This window comes from Streptococcus sp. GMD4S (assembly GCF_000296955.1).
In genome coordinates this window covers 1-16,461 of record NZ_AJRE01000039.1, presented here as the reverse complement: position 1 = coordinate 16,461, position 16,461 = coordinate 1, and the positions used below count along the sequence as shown (strand labels likewise).

Annotated in this window: 22 protein-coding genes; all 22 read left to right on the top strand. The window is 41.3% G+C overall.

Annotation, left to right across the window (positions count from 1 at the left end; translation table 11 throughout):
* The first annotated feature begins 119 nt into the window (after nt 1-119).
* The gene (locus GMD4S_RS03935; RefSeq protein WP_000864609.1) at nt 120-827 is read left to right on the top strand and encodes a glucosamine-6-phosphate deaminase; all 708 of its coding nucleotides are present in this window, start codon (nt 120-122) and stop codon (nt 825-827) included.
* A gap of 74 nt (nt 828-901) precedes the next feature.
* On the top strand, nt 902-1,417 hold the full coding sequence (locus GMD4S_RS03930) for a hypothetical protein (RefSeq protein WP_001030875.1): 516 nt from the start codon (nt 902-904) through the stop codon (nt 1,415-1,417).
* Between the two features lie 79 nt (nt 1,418-1,496).
* A complete protein-coding gene (gene rpsU / locus GMD4S_RS03925) occupies nt 1,497-1,673 on the top strand; it encodes a 30S ribosomal protein S21 (protein ID WP_000048054.1) in 177 nt (58 codons plus the stop codon).
* A 130-nt stretch (nt 1,674-1,803) separates the two neighbouring features.
* The gene (gene hprK, locus GMD4S_RS03920; protein WP_000115190.1) at nt 1,804-2,739 is read left to right on the top strand and encodes an HPr(Ser) kinase/phosphatase; all 936 of its coding nucleotides are present in this window, start codon (nt 1,804-1,806) and stop codon (nt 2,737-2,739) included.
* On the top strand, nt 2,732-3,520 hold the full coding sequence (gene lgt, locus GMD4S_RS03915) for a prolipoprotein diacylglyceryl transferase (protein WP_000609711.1): 789 nt from the start codon (nt 2,732-2,734) through the stop codon (nt 3,518-3,520). Before hprK ends, lgt begins: the two co-directional genes overlap by 8 nt.
* A complete protein-coding gene (locus GMD4S_RS03910; RefSeq protein ID WP_000895030.1) occupies nt 3,521-3,904 on the top strand; it encodes a DUF948 domain-containing protein in 384 nt (127 codons plus the stop codon).
* 15 nt (nt 3,905-3,919) lie between these two features.
* Nucleotides 3,920-4,318: a YtxH domain-containing protein gene (locus GMD4S_RS03905; RefSeq protein ID WP_000517402.1), complete on the top strand. Its 399-nt coding sequence runs from the start codon at nt 3,920-3,922 to the stop codon at nt 4,316-4,318.
* Nucleotides 4,319-4,390: 72 nt separating this feature from the next.
* Complete coding sequence (hemW, locus tag GMD4S_RS03900) at nt 4,391-5,521, top strand: radical SAM family heme chaperone HemW (protein WP_001170102.1); 1,131 nt, start codon at nt 4,391-4,393, stop codon at nt 5,519-5,521.
* 4 nt (nt 5,522-5,525) lie between these two features.
* Entirely contained in the window at nt 5,526-6,263 is a 738-nt protein-coding gene (locus GMD4S_RS03895) for an acyl-[acyl-carrier-protein] thioesterase (RefSeq protein WP_000524799.1), read from the top strand.
* A 10-nt stretch (nt 6,264-6,273) separates the two neighbouring features.
* Nucleotides 6,274-7,047, top strand: a complete 774-nt coding sequence (locus tag GMD4S_RS03890; RefSeq protein ID WP_000323533.1) for a TIGR01457 family HAD-type hydrolase — start codon at nt 6,274-6,276, stop codon at nt 7,045-7,047.
* Nucleotides 7,037-7,654 (top strand): TIGR01906 family membrane protein, encoded by a 618-nt coding sequence (locus GMD4S_RS03885; protein ID WP_000850605.1) that lies wholly within the window; start codon nt 7,037-7,039, stop codon nt 7,652-7,654. Before GMD4S_RS03890 ends, GMD4S_RS03885 begins: the two co-directional genes overlap by 11 nt.
* Nucleotides 7,655-7,874: 220 nt before the next feature.
* Nucleotides 7,875-8,276 carry a Spx/MgsR family RNA polymerase-binding regulatory protein gene (locus GMD4S_RS03880; RefSeq protein ID WP_000631261.1) on the top strand — a complete coding sequence of 134 codons (402 nt, stop codon included), beginning with the start codon at nt 7,875-7,877 and terminating at the stop codon, nt 8,274-8,276.
* Nucleotides 8,277-8,555, top strand: coding sequence for a UPF0223 family protein (locus GMD4S_RS03875; protein WP_001041963.1), 279 nt, complete (start codon nt 8,277-8,279; stop codon nt 8,553-8,555).
* Entirely contained in the window at nt 8,545-9,318 is a 774-nt protein-coding gene (locus GMD4S_RS03870; protein WP_000448243.1) for an inositol monophosphatase family protein, read from the top strand. Before GMD4S_RS03875 ends, GMD4S_RS03870 begins: the two co-directional genes overlap by 11 nt.
* Nucleotides 9,319-10,623: an RsmF rRNA methyltransferase first C-terminal domain-containing protein gene (locus tag GMD4S_RS03865; protein WP_001160238.1), complete on the top strand. Its 1,305-nt coding sequence runs from the start codon at nt 9,319-9,321 to the stop codon at nt 10,621-10,623.
* 210 nt (nt 10,624-10,833) lie between these two features.
* A complete protein-coding gene (locus tag GMD4S_RS03860) occupies nt 10,834-11,712 on the top strand; it encodes a phosphate ABC transporter substrate-binding protein PstS (protein WP_000746360.1) in 879 nt (292 codons plus the stop codon).
* Nucleotides 11,712-12,629, top strand: coding sequence for a phosphate ABC transporter permease subunit PstC (pstC, locus tag GMD4S_RS03855; RefSeq protein ID WP_001070948.1), 918 nt, complete (start codon nt 11,712-11,714; stop codon nt 12,627-12,629). The genes GMD4S_RS03860 and pstC overlap by 1 nt, the downstream gene beginning before the upstream one ends.
* Nucleotides 12,619-13,503, top strand: coding sequence for a phosphate ABC transporter permease PstA (gene pstA, locus GMD4S_RS03850; RefSeq protein ID WP_000543051.1), 885 nt, complete (start codon nt 12,619-12,621; stop codon nt 13,501-13,503). Before pstC ends, pstA begins: the two co-directional genes overlap by 11 nt.
* 10 nt (nt 13,504-13,513) lie before the next feature.
* A complete protein-coding gene (gene pstB / locus GMD4S_RS03845) occupies nt 13,514-14,317 on the top strand; it encodes a phosphate ABC transporter ATP-binding protein PstB (protein ID WP_000049851.1) in 804 nt (267 codons plus the stop codon).
* A 12-nt stretch (nt 14,318-14,329) separates the two neighbouring features.
* A complete protein-coding gene (gene pstB / locus GMD4S_RS03840) occupies nt 14,330-15,088 on the top strand; it encodes a phosphate ABC transporter ATP-binding protein PstB (RefSeq protein WP_001287328.1) in 759 nt (252 codons plus the stop codon).
* An 11-nt stretch (nt 15,089-15,099) separates the two neighbouring features.
* Complete coding sequence (gene phoU / locus GMD4S_RS03835; protein WP_000946469.1) at nt 15,100-15,753, top strand: phosphate signaling complex protein PhoU; 654 nt, start codon at nt 15,100-15,102, stop codon at nt 15,751-15,753.
* Nucleotides 15,754-15,910: 157 nt separating this feature from the next.
* The coding region (locus tag GMD4S_RS03830) for a transporter substrate-binding domain-containing protein (RefSeq protein WP_044129767.1) at nt 15,911-16,461 on the top strand (551 nt) is incomplete at its 3' end.

Sequence of the window (16,461 nt, the reverse complement as noted above, 5' to 3'; positions counted from 1 at the left end):
TCCTATCCATTATAACATGTTTCAAGTTTAGACGCTCTTTTTTTAGAAATTAAATCGTTTTCACTTGACAAAAATTGGTCTATACCATATAATGAATATAGAAACATGGAGGATATAAAATGAAAGTTATAAAAGTTGAGAATCAAGTCGAGGGTGGAAAAGTAGCTTTTGAGATTTTGAAGGAAAAATTGGCCAATGGTGCTCAAACATTAGGACTTGCGACAGGAAGCAGTCCACTTGAATTTTACAAGGAAATCGTTGAGAGTGACCTTGATTTTTCAAATCTAACCAGTGTGAACCTTGATGAGTATGTAGGGCTTGATGGGGACAATCCACAATCTTATCGTTACTTCATGCAGGAAAACTTGTTCAACCAAAAACCATTTAAAGAAAGCTTCTTGCCTCGTGGGGTTAAGGACAATGCTGAAGAAGAAGTAGAACGCTATAATCAAATTTTGGCTGACCATCCTGTTGATTTACAAATCTTGGGAATTGGTCGCAATGGACATATCGGCTTTAACGAGCCTGGTACTCCATTTGACAGTCAAACGCATCTAGTAGAACTTGACCAGTCTACTATCGAAGCCAATGCTCGCTTCTTTGACAAGATTGAAGACGTTCCAACCCAAGCTATCTCAATGGGGATTAAAAACATCTTGGATGCCAAGTCAATTATTCTCTTTGCTTACGGTGAATCAAAAGCAGAAGCTATTGCCGGAACAGTGTCTGGACCAGTGACTGAGAGTCTACCAGCAAGTAGTCTACAAAACCACCCTGACGTGACGATTATCGCAGATGCAGAAGCGCTAAGCTTACTTGAAAAATAAATTCAGAATCACTTGCTCATTGGAGTGAGTGTTTTTAGACATATAAAACTGCAACATGACGTTAGGAGGATAACATGAATAAAGAAGAATTTCTAAAAGTAAAAGAAGCATATAAGAGCGCTAGAACGGAAGAGAGAAAAAAAATAATAAAATTCATTACAAAGAAGAAAGATAAGGAAGGGAATTCTCTTTTTACTAAGTCAAAAGATAAACCATATAACACAAGAAATCAATATTCAGGAGGTATGGGGAATAAAAAGTACACCTCGGGTAGTAGATTATCTAGACCATATGATTTATCAAATCATATGTGGATTGATTTGTCTTATAAAGGAAATGATATATTAATCTCTTTACAGTCTTTTGATATTGATCCAAATAAAAATAAAAATAAAACTAATAATCTTCATGTCTTATATGATCGGATAGGTATTATGTTTGAAAAAGACGGCAACATTTTGTTGCCAGATAATAAATCTGAGGTCAGTGATGCCTTTCTTAAAATGGAAACAACAAACTGGGAACTACCTTTATCTGAAGCAGAGATGGAGGAGATGGTGGACTATATTATTAGTCATTATGAAAAATAAAAAACTTAGTTTTCTCTTGACATTTATTCATTTTGCGTGTAAAATAGAATAGATCTTGAACTTGAAGGGAGTGAAAAAAATGTCTAAAACAGTAGTACGTAAGAATGAATCTCTTGACGATGCACTTCGTCGTTTTAAACGTGCGGTTACTAAAGCTGGTACTCTTCAAGAAACACGCAAACGTGAATTCTATGAAAAACCTTCTGTAAAACGTAAACGTAAATCAGAAGCAGCTCGTAAACGTAAAAAATTCTAATTTGAAATGAAAGGCTAGAGAAATCTAGTCTTTTTATTTTTAAATAAATACTGTAAATCCTGCAAAAAAAGGAAACTTCCACCTACAATCTGATATAATAGTAGGGAGAACTCGATTGAAGGAGGAAATTATGTCGGTTTTAGTAAGAGATGTCATTGAAAAACTCAGACTAGATATTGTCTATGGTGAAGGCGAATTACTTGAAAAAGAAATCAATACTGCAGACATTATGAGACCTGGTCTTGAAATGACGGGCTATTTTGATTACTATACACCAGAACGGATTCAGCTTTTAGGGATGAAGGAGTGGTCCTATTTAGTTGCCATGCCTGCCCAGAACCGTTATCAAGTTTTGAAGAAAATGTTTCTACCTGAAACACCTGCGGTTATCGTGGCTCGTGGTCTGGTAGTGCCAGAGGAAATGTTGAGGGCTGCTAGAGAATGCAAGATTGCGATTTTAACCAGTCGAACAGCAACCAGTCGTTTATCTGGAGAACTTTCTAGCTACCTTGATTCCCGTTTGGCTAAACGTACCAGTGTGCATGGTGTCTTGATGGATATCTATGGCATGGGTGTCTTGATCCAAGGGGATAGTGGTATCGGTAAGAGCGAGACAGGTCTTGAGCTTGTGAAGCGTGGACACCGTCTAGTAGCAGACGATCGTGTAGATATTTATTCTAAGGATGAGATGACTCTTTGGGGCGAACCTGCTGAAATCTTGAAGCATTTACTTGAGATTCGTGGCGTTGGGATTATCGATATCATGAGTCTCTATGGTGCAAGTGCTGTAAAAGATTCTTCACAAGTTCAGTTAGCGGTTTATCTAGAAAATTACGATACGCATAAGACCTTTGACCGTCTAGGAAACAATGCTGAAGAACTAGAAGTTTCTGGTGTAACGATTCCACGTATCCGCATTCCAGTAAAAACAGGACGAAATATCTCCGTTGTTATTGAGGCGGCTGCCATGAACTACCGTGCCAAAGAAATGGGCTTTGATGCGACACGTTTATTTGAAGAACGCTTGACAAATCTAATCGCTCAAAATGAGGTGAAACATGATTAATCCAGTCGCATTTGAAATTGGTCCCTTTGCTATTCGTTGGTATGCTTTGTGTATTGTAGCTGGTTTGGTTCTGGCAGTCTATCTTGCTATGAAAGAAGCTCCTAAAAAGAAAATTCTGTCAGATGATATTTTAGATTTTATCCTGATTGCTTTTCCGGTAGCTATTTTAGGTGCTAGACTATACTACGTACTCTTTCGCTTAGATTATTATCTGCAAAATCCAGGTGAAATCATCGCCATCTGGAATGGTGGTTTGGCCATTTACGGAGGTTTGATAGCGGGCGCTATTGTTCTTTATATCTTTGCAGATAGAAAGCTGATTAATACTTGGGATTTCTTAGATATTGCAGCACCGAGCGTCATGGTTGCCCAGAGTTTAGGGCGTTGGGGAAACTTCTTTAACCAAGAAGCCTACGGTGCAGCAGTAGATAGTTTGGATTATTTGCCAGGCTTTATCCGTGACCAGATGTACATTGAGGGGAGCTATCGTCAACCAACCTTCTTATATGAGTCGGTTTGGAATCTGATCGGTTTTGCTTTGATCTTGATTTTTAGACGAAAATTAAAGGGAATCAGACGTGGTCATATCACTGCTTTCTACTTGATTTGGTATGGCTTTGGACGTATGATCATCGAAGGTATGCGGACAGACAGCCTCATGTTCTTTGGCCTGCGAGTTTCCCAATGGTTATCAGTTGTCCTTATCGGACTCGGTATTTTTATCATACTTTATCAAAATCGAAAGAAAGCCCCTTTCTATCATAATGAGGAGGAAAAATAAATGTTAGAAGTTGCATATATTCTTGTTGCGATTGCTTTGATTGTCTGTTTAGTCTATTTGACAATTACGATTCAAAAAGCAGGTCGTATGATTGATGAGACAGAGAAAACCATCAAAACGTTGAGCTCAGATGTGAACGTTACCTTGCATCAGACCAATGAATTGTTGGCTAAGGTCAATGTGTTAGCAGACGATATCAATATCAAAGTTGCGACGATCGACCCACTCTTTACGGCGGTGGCGGACTTATCTGAGTCAGTATCTGACCTCAATAGTCAAGCGCGTGTCTTGAGCAAGAAAGCTTCATCAGCTGGTTCAAAGACCATTAAAACAGGTGCAGGCTTGTCCGCTCTTCGTGTCGCAAGTAAATTTTTCAAAAAATAAAAAAGGAGAAATCTTATGGGAAAACTATCCTCTATCCTTTTAGGAACTGTTTCAGGTGTAGCTCTTGCTTTGTTTTTGACGAGTGACAAGGGTAAGCAAGTTTGTAGTCAAGCTCAGGATTTTCTAGATGATTTGAGAGAAGATCCAGAATATGCTAGAGAGCAAGTCTGTGAGAAATTGACAGAAGTGAAGGAACAGGCAACGGATTTTGTGCTGAAAACAAAGGAACAAGTAGAATCTGGTGAAATCACTTTTGATAGTGTCCTTGACCAAGCTAAAAGCTGTGCTCGACAAGCGACAGAAGCGTCAAAGGAAACCTTTAACAATCTCAAGGAGCAGTGGCAAGAACAGTCAACAACTCCAGATATCGTAGAAGACGAAGAAGAGATTATTATTGATATTACAGAAGAATAAAACATCACCATCTCTGGTTCTGGAGATGGTGATTTTTATCTGGAAACCAGTCTTTGTGGTATAATAAATACTATGCAGAAAAAACCAACGTCAGCCTATGTGCATATTCCCTTTTGCACACAGATTTGTTATTATTGTGACTTTTCAAAAGTTTTTATTAAAAATCAACCAGTAGATAGTTACTTGAAGCATCTACTAGAGGAGTTTCGTTCTTATGATATCCAAAAGTTGCGAACTCTCTACATTGGAGGTGGGACGCCAACAGCTTTGTCAGCTCCGCAATTAGAAGTGCTACTGGATGGTTTGACTAAAAATCTAGACTTGTCAGCCTTAGAAGAGTTGACCATTGAGGCCAATCCAGGCGATTTGGACGCAGATAAGATTGCAGTTTTGAAACAGTCGCCAGTCAATCGTGTTTCACTAGGCGTGCAAACCTTTGATAACAAAATGCTGAAAAAGATTGGGCGCAGTCATTTGGAGAAGGATATTTATGAAAATATCGACCGCCTCAAACTGGCTGGCTTTGACAATATCTCCATCGATCTAATCTACGCTCTACCTGGTCAAACTATGGCTCAGGTCAAGGACAATGTAGCTAAGGCTATCTCGCTTGATATTCCTCATATGAGCCTTTATAGCTTGATTTTGGAAAACCATACGGTCTTTATGAACCGCATGCGACGTGGGAAATTGCCCCTGCCCAAGGAGGAACTGGAAGCGGAGATGTTTGAGTACATCATCGCAGAACTGGAGCGAGCTGGTTTTGAGCATTATGAGATTTCGAATTTCTCCAAGCCTGGCTTTGAAAGTCGCCACAATCTCATGTACTGGGATAATGCCGAGTATTATGGTATCGGTGCGGGTGCTTCAGGTTATGTGGACGGAATTCGTTATAAAAACCACGGTCCTATCCGCCACTATCTCAATGCAGTAGAGACAGGAGATGCTCGGATAACAGAAGAACACCTGACTCAAAAGGAGCAGATGGAAGAAGAAATGTTCCTAGGCCTCCGGAAAAAATCTGGGGTTTCTATGGCGCGATTTGAGGAGAAATTCGGACGATCCTTTGATGGACTTTATGGCGAAATCATCAGAGACTTGGTTCAACAAGGACTTATGCAGATCGACGGTGATCGTGTCCGAATGACAAAGAGGGGTCTCTTCTTGGGAGACACTGTAGCAGAACGATTTATTTTGGAGTAGAACAATGGGCTTAACTTATCAAATGAAAATGAAAATTCCTTTTGATATGGCGGACATGAACGGTCATATTAAACTTCCAGATGTGATTTTGCTGTCCTTGCAAGTATCAGGTATGCAATCGATTGAGCTGGGAGTTAGCGACAAGGATGTGTTAGAACGCTACAATCTGGTCTGGATTATTACAGACTATGCGATTGACGTGGTACGCTTGCCTCGCTTTGCTGAGGAGATTACGATTGAAACAGAAGCGTTGACTTACAATCGTCTTTTTTGCTACCGCCGTTTCACTATCTATGATGAAGCAGGTCAAGAAATCATTCGCATGGTAGCAACCTTTGTTCTTATGGACAGAGACAGTCGTAAAGTCCATGCTGTCGAACCGGAGATTGTTGCTCCTTATCAGTCTGAGTTTGATAAAAAACTGATCCGTGGGCCAAAGTATGCAAATCTAGAAAACCCGTTCAGTAAAGACTACCATGTTCGTTTTTACGACTTGGATATGAATGGTCATGTTAATAACAGTAAATACTTGGATTGGATTTTTGAGGTTATGGGAGCAGATTTTTTGACCAAGTATATTCCAAAGAAAATCAATCTCAGATATGTCAAAGAAGTGCGACCAGGTGGAATGATTGCTTCAGCTTATGAACTCAAGGGACTAGAAAGCAAGCATGAGATTATCAGTGATGGGGAGATCAATGCTCAAGCTATGATTACGTGGCAAGAAATTGAAGGCAATTAGAAAGGACGATATGGCTTATAAAGGTTATTTAATTGATTTAGACGGAACCATTTACAAGGGGAAAGACCGAATTCCCGCGGGTGAGGCTTTTGTCCATGAGTTACAAAAAAGAGAAATTCCCTACCTCTTTGTGACCAATAATACAACTCGTACTCCTGAGAGTGTTCAAGAGATGTTGGCTCAGAATTTTAACATTAATACACCTCTATCAACTGTCTACACAGCGACTTTGGCAACCATCGACTATATGAACGACTTGGGACTGGAAAAGACAGTCTATGTCATTGGTGAAGCAGGGCTCAAGGATGCTATCCAGGCGGCAGGTTATGCGGAAGACAAGGAAAATCCTGCCTATGTGGTAGTTGGACTGGACTGGCAAGTCGACTATGAAAAATTTGCGACGGCGACTCTAGCCATTCAAAAGGGGGCTCACTTTATCGGAACCAATCCTGACCTCAATATCCCGACGGAACGTGGTCTCTTGCCTGGTGCTGGTTCACTAATTACACTTCTTGAAGTCGCTACACGGGTAAAACCAGTTTATATCGGAAAACCAAATGCTATCATTATGGATAAGGCAGTTGAGCACTTAGGCTTGAAAAGAGAAGAGTTGCTCATGGTTGGGGATAACTACCTGACAGATATCCGAGCAGGAATTGACAATGGCATTCCAACTCTCTTGGTGACGACAGGTTTTACCAAGGCAGAAGAAGTAGCAGATCTGCCAATCGCACCAACTCATGTAGTTTCTAGCCTTGCGGAGTGGAATTTTGATGAAAACTAAACTGACCTTTTGGGGAAGTATGCTCTTTTTCCTCTCCCTTTCTATCCTACTGACCATTTATCTGGCATGGATTTTCTATCCTTTGGAAATTGAGTGGCTGAACTTAGCGAATCGAGTCTATCTAAAGCCCGAAACCATTCAGTACAATTTTCATATCTTAATGAATTACCTGACCAATCCCTTTAGTCAGGTCTTAGAGATGCCAGATTTTCGTTCATCAGCTGCAGGTTTACACCATTTTGCGGTGGTGAAAAATCTCTTCCACTTGGTTCAGCTAGTCACTTTGGTGACACTTCCAAGTTTCTATTTCTTTGTTAGAAAGATTGTGAAAAAAGGATTTCTACCTCTATATCGTAAAAGTATTCTGACTTTAGTGCTATTGCCTCTAGTCATTGGCCTTGTAGGAGTGTTAATTGGTTTTGAGCAATTCTTTACTCTTTTCCATCAGATTCTCTTTGTGGGAGATGATACCTGGCTTTTTGATCCAGCAAAGGATCCCGTTATTTGGATTTTGCCAGAGACTTTCTTTCTCCATGCCTTTTTACTTTTCTTTGCTTTGTATGAAGGAATGTTTGGTTTCCTTCTTGCTAAAGCTTCAAGGAAATAGTGGAAAAAATTCTGTATTTTTAATAAAAAACGAGAGAAGTTGCTCGACTCCCTATTTATTGTTAGGTTATCCTAAAGATAAACTTGCAAAGCAGGAGATTTTTGCAGAAAACAGTCTATTTTCTATGAAAAAATAGGCTTTTTTTCTAAAAATACCTAGTCAAGCGCTTTATTTTTTTGTATAATAGAAATAGCAAGTATAGATAAAAGAAGAGAAAAGCATGATTACACTATTTTTATCACCGAGTTGTACATCATGTCGTAAGGCAAAGGCTTGGTTAGAGACGCATAAAGTGCCCTTTCAAGAGCATAATATTATGACTAGTCCTTTAACAAGAAAAGAATTACAACATATTCTTTCCTTGACCGAAAATGGTACTGATGACATCATTTCAACTCGTTCAAAAATTTTTCAAAAATTGGATATTGATGTAGAGAGTATCTCAGTATCGGAGTTGCTTCAGTTGATTGAGCAATATCCTAGTCTTTTGCGTCGCCCAATTATTATAGATACAAAACGCATGCAGATCGGTTTTAATGAAGATGAGATTCGTGCTTTTCTCCCTCGTAGTTACCGTAAACAAGAATTGAAAGAAGCAACATTGAGAGCTGGTATAGGATAGATGAACAAACAGTATAGTTACCCACTAGATTTGTCGTGGAGCACTGAAGAACTTGCTTCAGTGCTTTCTTTTTTTAATGATGTTGAAGCTGCCTATGAAGACAAGGTAGAAGCTAAAAAACTGCTAGATTCCTACAAGAAATTTAAGTCTGTGGTTCCGAGCAAAAGCGAAGAAAAACGCTTAGGTCGCGAATTTGAGACAGCGAGCGGTTATTCCTTCTATCATGCAGTTCAATTAGCAAAAGAAAAAAGAGAAGGGAAGATTTCTCTTGGAAACTAAATTTGAATTTGCCAAACAGATTGTGCAGGAAGCTGCAGATTACATTTTGGCCCACATGCAAGAAGATTTGCAGGTCGAGCGAAAATCTTCACCTACCGACTTGGTGACGCGTTTGGATAAGGAAGTTCAGGATCTCTTGGTTGGTAGAATTTTAGCATCTTATCCAGAAGACTTGATTTGCGCGGAAGAGGGCTGTTTGCGTACGGCAGTCGGCCAGGGGAATGTTTGGGTGATTGATCCCATTGATGGTACCAATAACTTTGTCGCCCAGAAGGAAGATTTTGCCGTGATGTTGGCCTACTTTGAGAATGGGGTTGGGAAATTCGGTATCATTTATGATGTCATGAAAGGGGATTGTTACCATGGTGGTGGTGCCTTTCCTCCTTTTCGCAATAATGAGCCCTTACCGCCTTTTAAAAAGAAACCTCTTCAAGAATTTTTAGTTGCCGGTAACTCAGGTATGTTTGAAAGCAATGAGTGGGGCTTGGCGGATTTGGGTCGAGCAGCGTTGGGAGTCCGTGTCTATGGCAGTGCGGCTATTAGTTTTGCCAAGGTTTTATGTGGTCGTCTTCTGACTTATATTACCAACCTGCAACCATGGGATTACGCTGCGGCCAGTATCTTAGGGGAAAGTCTGGGTTATCGCCTTCTTACGGTATCGGGTGAGCCCGCTGATTTTAAAACGCGTCAGCCTGTCATGATGGTGCCAATCGAGATGCAAGAAGAGATTCAGTCTTATATCTACGAAAGGAAAGAAAACTAAATGCAATTTCCAGAAGGATTTGTTGAAAAATATGAAGCGATACTAGAAGATGAGGCAAGAGACTTTCTTGCCTCTTTTAAACAAGAAGCGGTTTCGGCTTTTCGGGTCAATCCCTTAAAAGAAAGTCAGTTATCGTTTGCTGATGCTATTCCCAATACACCTTGGGGGTATTATGGCAAGGTCTCAGGGAAGTCACCAGAGCACGCGACAGGTCTCGTTTATTCTCAAGAGCCTGCAGCCCAAATGGTGGCTCAGGTAGCTCAACCAAGTCCTGGTATGAAGGTCTTGGACTTGGCGGCGGCTCCAGGTGGAAAATCCACTCAACTAGCAGCTTATCTGGCTAATCAGGGAGTCCTTGTCTCCAACGAAATTTCAAGCAAGCGTGCTAAGATTTTAGTGGAAAATATGGAGCGATTTGGAGCGACAAACGTTGTTGTGACTAATGAATCTGCTGACCGATTGGCCAAGGTTTTTAAAGGTTACTTTGATGTGATTGTCCTTGATGCACCTTGCTCGGGTGAAGGGATGTTTCGTAAGCAGCCCGATGCCATGGATTATTGGAGTACCGATTATCCTAGCCAATGTGCTAGTCTTCAAAGAGAAATTTTAGAAGATGCAGTGACCATGCTTGCAGAAGGTGGCCGTTTGGTCTATTCTACCTGTACTTGGGCACCTGAAGAAAATGAAGAAATCGTCCACTGGTTACTGGATACTTATGATTTTGAACTGCTTCCAGTCGAGCATGTGAACGGTATGGTAGCAGGAATTAACCTTCCTGAAACGGCGCGGATGTATCCTCATCATTTCAAGGGAGAAGGCCAGTTTGTTGCCCACCTGCAGTTTAAGGGACAAAATCCCGCACCTAAATTCAAAGCTAGCAAAAGCAATCTCAGTCGGGAACAGCAGAACTTGTGGCATGATTTTGTTCAAAAATACTTGCGAGTCAATCTAACTGGTATCTTGCAAACTTTTGGAGACCAGCTCTATCTCTTGCCAGAGATGCTACCTAATCTAGGGAAACTCAAAATTGCCCGAAATGGGCTCCATCTGGGTACTTTTAAGAAGAAACGCTTCGAACCAAGCTTTGCTCTCGGATTAGCCTTGAAACCAAGCCAAGTAAAACAAAGTGTCGAAATCAATGATAAGGACTTTGTAAAATATGTGGCTGGTGAGACTGTTCAATTGTCTGAAGCTCGACCAAATGGTTGGTACCAAGTTCTGGTTCAAGGAAACGGATTAGGCTTTGCCAAGGTAACGGGAAATGTTTTGAAAAATTATTATCCAAAAGGACTCAGATTCAGGTGAAAAAGCTAGTCAAAGAGCCTATTCTATGTTATAGTGGAAGTATGAGTTTTTTCTGATAGTCTTTCATTATTACTTATATTATACGATGGAATTGTCCGCTCCTAAGAATGACTAGATAAAATAAAGCGGGACAATCATTGATGATAATTAGATGATCAGGACAAACGGAAGAAATCAGAACATTTATCATTATGTTCAAGGAGAATAACAGTGAAAAAAAGAAAAAAGCTCGTCATGTCTCTTGCAGCTCTTTTGATGGCAGGTTCTCTAGCAGGATGCGCTAGCTGGATTGATCGTGGAGAATCCATGACAGCCGTTGGTTCAACTGCTCTTCAGCCTCTTGTCGAAGCGGCAGCAGATGAATTTGGTTCTAGAAACATCGGAAAAACAGTCAATGTTCAAGGTGGAGGATCGGGTACAGGCCTATCTCAAGTCCAGTCTGGAGCAGTTGACATCGGGAACTCTGACGTCTTTGCAGAGGAAAAAGAAGGAATCGATGCTTCAGCTCTGGTAGACCACAAGGTTGCAGTGGCTGGTCTTGCAGTGATTGTAAACAAGGAAGTGGATGTTGAAAATCTCACAACCGAGCAACTTCGCAAAATCTTTACAGGTGAAGTGACCAACTGGAAAGAAGTTGGGGGCAAAGACCTGGCCATTTCAATCATCAACCGAGCAGCAAGTTCTGGTTCACGAGCGACGTTTGATACGGTGGTTATGAATGGCCAAGCGGCAATGCAGAGTCAAGAACAGGATTCTAACGGGATGGTCAAGTCCATTGTATCCCAAACCCCTGGAGCCATTTCTTACCTGGCTTTTGCCTATGTAGATGACTCCGTGAAAAGCATGAAACTGAATGGGTATGAACCTACATCTGAGAATGTAACGACCAACAACTGGCCTTTGTGGTCTTATGAACATATGTACACACTTGGTCAGCCAAATGAGTTAGCTGCTGAATTCCTGAATTTCGTCCTCTCAGATGAAGCCCAAAATGGAATTGTTAAGGGCATGGGCTATATCTCTATCAATGAAATGAAAGTCCAAAAGGATGCTTCAGGTACCGTTACAGCAGTAGAAGGAGGTCAATAATGAATCAAGAAGAATTATCAAAAAAATTACTCTCTCCTTCAAAGAACTCTCGCCTTGAGAAGTTTGGTAAAGGTTTGACCTTCACTTGCCTTTCTTTGATTGTTATCATTGTGGCCATGATTTTGATTTTTGTAGCCCAAAAAGGCTTATCGACCTTCTTTGTCAATGGGGTCAACATCTTTGATTTCCTTTTTGGACAAACTTGGAATCCTTCAGGGAAACAATTTGGTGCCCTTCCGATGATTTTGGGCTCCTTTATTGTGACGATTTTATCAGCCCTCATCGCAACTCCCTTCGCTATTGGTGCTGCAGTCTTTATGACAGAAGTCTCACCAAAGGGTGCAAAAATTTTGCAACCAGCCATTGAACTCCTCGTCGGTATTCCTTCAGTAGTCTATGGATTTATCGGTTTGCAAGTTGTGGTGCCTTTTGTCCGTGGCGTCTTTGGTGGAACTGGTTTTGGGATCTTGTCAGGGATTTTCGTTCTCTTTGTCATGATCCTACCAACTGTAACCTTTATGACAACAGACAGCTTGCGTGCTGTTCCTCGTCATTACCGTGAAGCTAGTTTAGCTATGGGAGCCACTCGTTGGCAAACCATCTGGCGTGTGACCTTGAAAGCAGCACGTTCAGGTATTTTCACTGCAGTGGTCTTTGGGATGGCGCGTGCCTTCGGTGAAGCCCTTGCTATTCAGATGGTTGTCGGAAACTCAGCAGTTATCCCAACCTCGTTAACAACACCAGCTGCGACCTTGACATCTGTATTGACTATGGGTATAGGAAATACCGTCATGGGAACGGTTGATAATAACGTTCTCTGGTCACTGGCCTTGGTATTGCTCTTGATGAGTTTGGCCTTTAACAGTGTGATTAAATTGATTACGAAAGAAAGAGGAAAGAAAAACTATGCACGCTAAGAAATTAGATAAACTTGCAACAGCTGTCCTCTATACCATCGCGGGTATCATCGTTGCCATCTTGGCATCCTTGATTCTCTATATCTTGGTGAGAGGGTTACCGCATATCTCTTGGTCTTTCTTGACTGGGAAATCCTCCTCTTATCAAGCAGGTGGGGGTATCGGAATTCAGCTCTACAATTCCTTCTTCCTTTTGGTCATTACCTTGATCATTTCTGTTCCGCTATCTATGGGTGCTGGTGTTTTCCTCGCTGAGTATGCCAAAAAAGGACCTGTGACTAATTTTATTCGTACCTGTATTGAGATTTTGTCTTCTCTACCATCAGTCGTTGTGGGTCTCTTTGGTTACTTGATCTTTGTAGTCCAGTTTGAGTATGGATTTTCAATCATTTCAGGTGCCTTGGCCTTGACAGTCTTTAACCTTCCTCAGATGACTCGAAATGTTGAGGACAGTTTAAAACACGTTCACCATACACAACGTGAGGCTGGTCTGGCCCTTGGAATTTCTCGTTGGGAGACTGTGGTCCATGTCGTCATTCCAGAAGCCCTTCCAGGTATCGTAACGGGTGTTGTCTTGGCATCTGGCCGTATCTTTGGTGAGGCCGCCGCTCTTATCTATACGGCAGGACAATCCGCTCCAGCCCTTGACTGGTCTAACTGGAATGTCCTCAGTGTTACCAGCCCTATCTCAATCTTCCGACAAGCAGAAACCCTAGCTGTCCACATCTGGAAGGTCAACAGTGAAGGAACCATTCCTGATGCTACCATTGTATCTGCTGGTTCTGCCGCCGTGCTCCTCATCTTTATCTTGATTTTTAACTTTGGAGCTCGCAAACTCGGAAGCTATTTACACAAGAAATTAACCGCTGCCTAAAGGAGAAGCCATGTCAAAATATAACTGGGATGAAAAGCATATCATCACTTTCCCTGAAGAAAAAGTGGCCCTCTCTACTAAGGATTTACATGTTTACTATGGTAAAAATGAATCCATCAAGGGCATCGATATGCAATTTGAAAAAAATAAAATTACAGCCTTGATTGGTCCTTCTGGATCTGGGAAATCTACCTATCTTCGCAGTCTCAATCGGATGAATGATACCATTGATATTGCCAAGGTCACAGGTCAAATCCTCTACCGAGGGATTGACGTCAACCGTCCAGAAATCAATGTCTATGAGATGCGCAAGCATATCGGAATGGTCTTCCAACGTCCAAATCCATTTGCTAAGTCTATTTACCGCAACATCACTTTTGCTCATGAACGTGCAGGTGTTAAGGACAAGAAAGTACTTGATGAAATTGTAGAAACCTCTCTAAGACAGGCTGCCCTTTGGGATCAGGTCAAAGATGACCTTCACAAATCAGCCTTGATGCTTTCTGGAGGTCAGCAGCAACGTCTCTGTATCGCTCGTGCCATCTCTGTCAAGCCAGATATCCTCTTGATGGATGAACCTGCTTCAGCCTTGGATCCGATTGCGACAGCCCAGCTGGAAGAAACCATGTTGGAATTGAAGAAGGACTTTACCATCATCATCGTTACCCACAGTATGCAACAGGCTGCGCGTGCAAGTGACTACACAGGATTTTTCTACTTGGGTGATTTGATTGAGTACGATAAGACATCCAATATTTTCCAAAATGCTAAGTTACAGTCAACCAATGACTATGTAACGGGACACTTTGGTTAGAAAGGAAACGGTATGTCAGAAGCGATTTTACAGGTGTCAGACCTGTCCGTTTATTACAATAAAAAGAAGGCCTTGAATAGTGTTTCCCTTTCTTTCCAACCTAAGGAAATAACGGCCTTGATTGGTCCTTCTGGATCAGGAAAGTCCACCCTGCTCAAAGCCATCAACCGCATGGGCGATCTAAATCCTGAGGTGACAACAACTGGATCAGTGGTCTATAATGGTCACAATATCTACAGCCCCCGTACCGATACGGTTGAATTGCGTAAGGAAATTGGTATGGTCTTTCAACAGCCCAATCCCTTCCCTATGTCTATCTACGAAAATGTTGTCTATGGCCTACGTATCAATGGGGTTAAGGATAAACATGTTTTGGATGAAGCAGTAGAAAAAGCCTTGCAACGTGCTTCTATCTGGGATGAAGTAAAGGATCGTTTGCATGATTCGGCCATTGGTCTCTCTGGTGGACAACAACAACGTGTTTGTGTTGCTCGTGTCCTAGCAACCAGTCCCAAAATTATCCTCTTAGATGAACCAACTTCAGCTTTGGATCCTATTTCTGCAGGTAAGATTGAGGAAACCTTGTATGGTCTGAAAGATAAATACACCATGCTCTTGGTAACGCGTTCGATGCAACAAGCCTCACGTATCTCTGATAAAACAGGATTTTTCCTAGATGGGGATTTGATCGAGTTTAATGATACGAAGAAGATGTTCCTAGAGCCACAAAACAAGGAAACAGAAGATTATATTACAGGAAAATTTGGATAAGGAGTTGAATGATGTTACGATCTCAATTTGAAGAAGATTTGGAGAAATTGCACAACCAGTTCTATGCTATGGGACAAGAAGTGCTCTCACAGATCAATCGTACAGTGCGTGCCTTTGTTACGCATGACCGTGATTTGGCAAAAGAAGTCATCGAAGACGATGCAGAAGTAAATGAATATGAAGTGAAGTTGGAAAAGAAATCATTTGAAATGATCGCCCTCCAACAACCTGTTTCGCAAGACCTTCGTACCGTCTTGACCGTTCTCAAGGCAGTGTCAGACGTGGAACGCATGGGAGATCATGCAGTGTCTATCGCTGAGGCGACCATTCGTATGAAGGGGGAGCAACGTATCCCTTCTGTTGAAGAAGAAATCAAAAAGATGGGACGCGACGTGAAAAATTTCGTCGAAGCAGCCCTAGATCTCTATCTCAACGGTTCTGTGGATCAAGCCTACGAAGTAGCGGCGATGGATGAAAAAATCAACCATTACTTTGATAGCATCCGAGATTTGGCAACAGAAGAAATTAGGAAAAATCCTGAAGCTATAGTTACAGGCCGTGATTACTTCCAAGTCATTTCTTTCTTGGAACGTATTGGAGACTACGCAAAAAATATCTGTGAATGGGTTGTTTACTTTGAAACAGGTAAGATTGTCGAATTATAAGAAACGGTTTAAATATACAGAAGAAAAGGCTGATTAAAATAAATCAGTCTTCTTTTTTATGAAAAGAATTGTTTTACAATCAAAATCTCTAAAAGGGTTGACAACTATTTTTAAAAGAGTTATAATTATTCAGAATTAACAGAAAGGTCGTTTATTTATGAAGTTTAAGAAATGGATATTAGTTGTGTGTAGTATGCTTGCCAGCATGATTTTAGTAGCTTGCCAGTCAGGAACGGATAGTTCCCAGTCTGCTGTGGATGCTATCAAACAAAAAGGGAAGCTAGTTGTGGCGACTAGCCCAGACTATGCGCCGTTTGAATTCCAAGCCTTGGTAGATGGTAAAAACCAAGTGGTTGGTGCAGATATTGATATGGCTCAAGCAATTGCAGACGAGCTTGGGGTTAAACTTGAAATCTCTAGCATGAGTTTTGACAATGTCTTGACCAGTCTTCAAACTGGAAAGGCTGACTTGGCCATAGCAGGAATTAGTGCTACAGATGAGAGAAAGGAAGTCTTTGACTTTTCAATCCCTTACTATGAAAATAAGATGAGTTTCTTGGTTAGAAAAGCCGATTTAGACAAATACAAGGATCTTACAAGCCTCGCAAGTGCCAATATCGCAGCTCAAAAGGGAACTGTGCCAGAAACCATGGTCAAGGAACAATTGCCAAATGCCCAGTTGACATCCTTGACCAATATGGGGGAAGC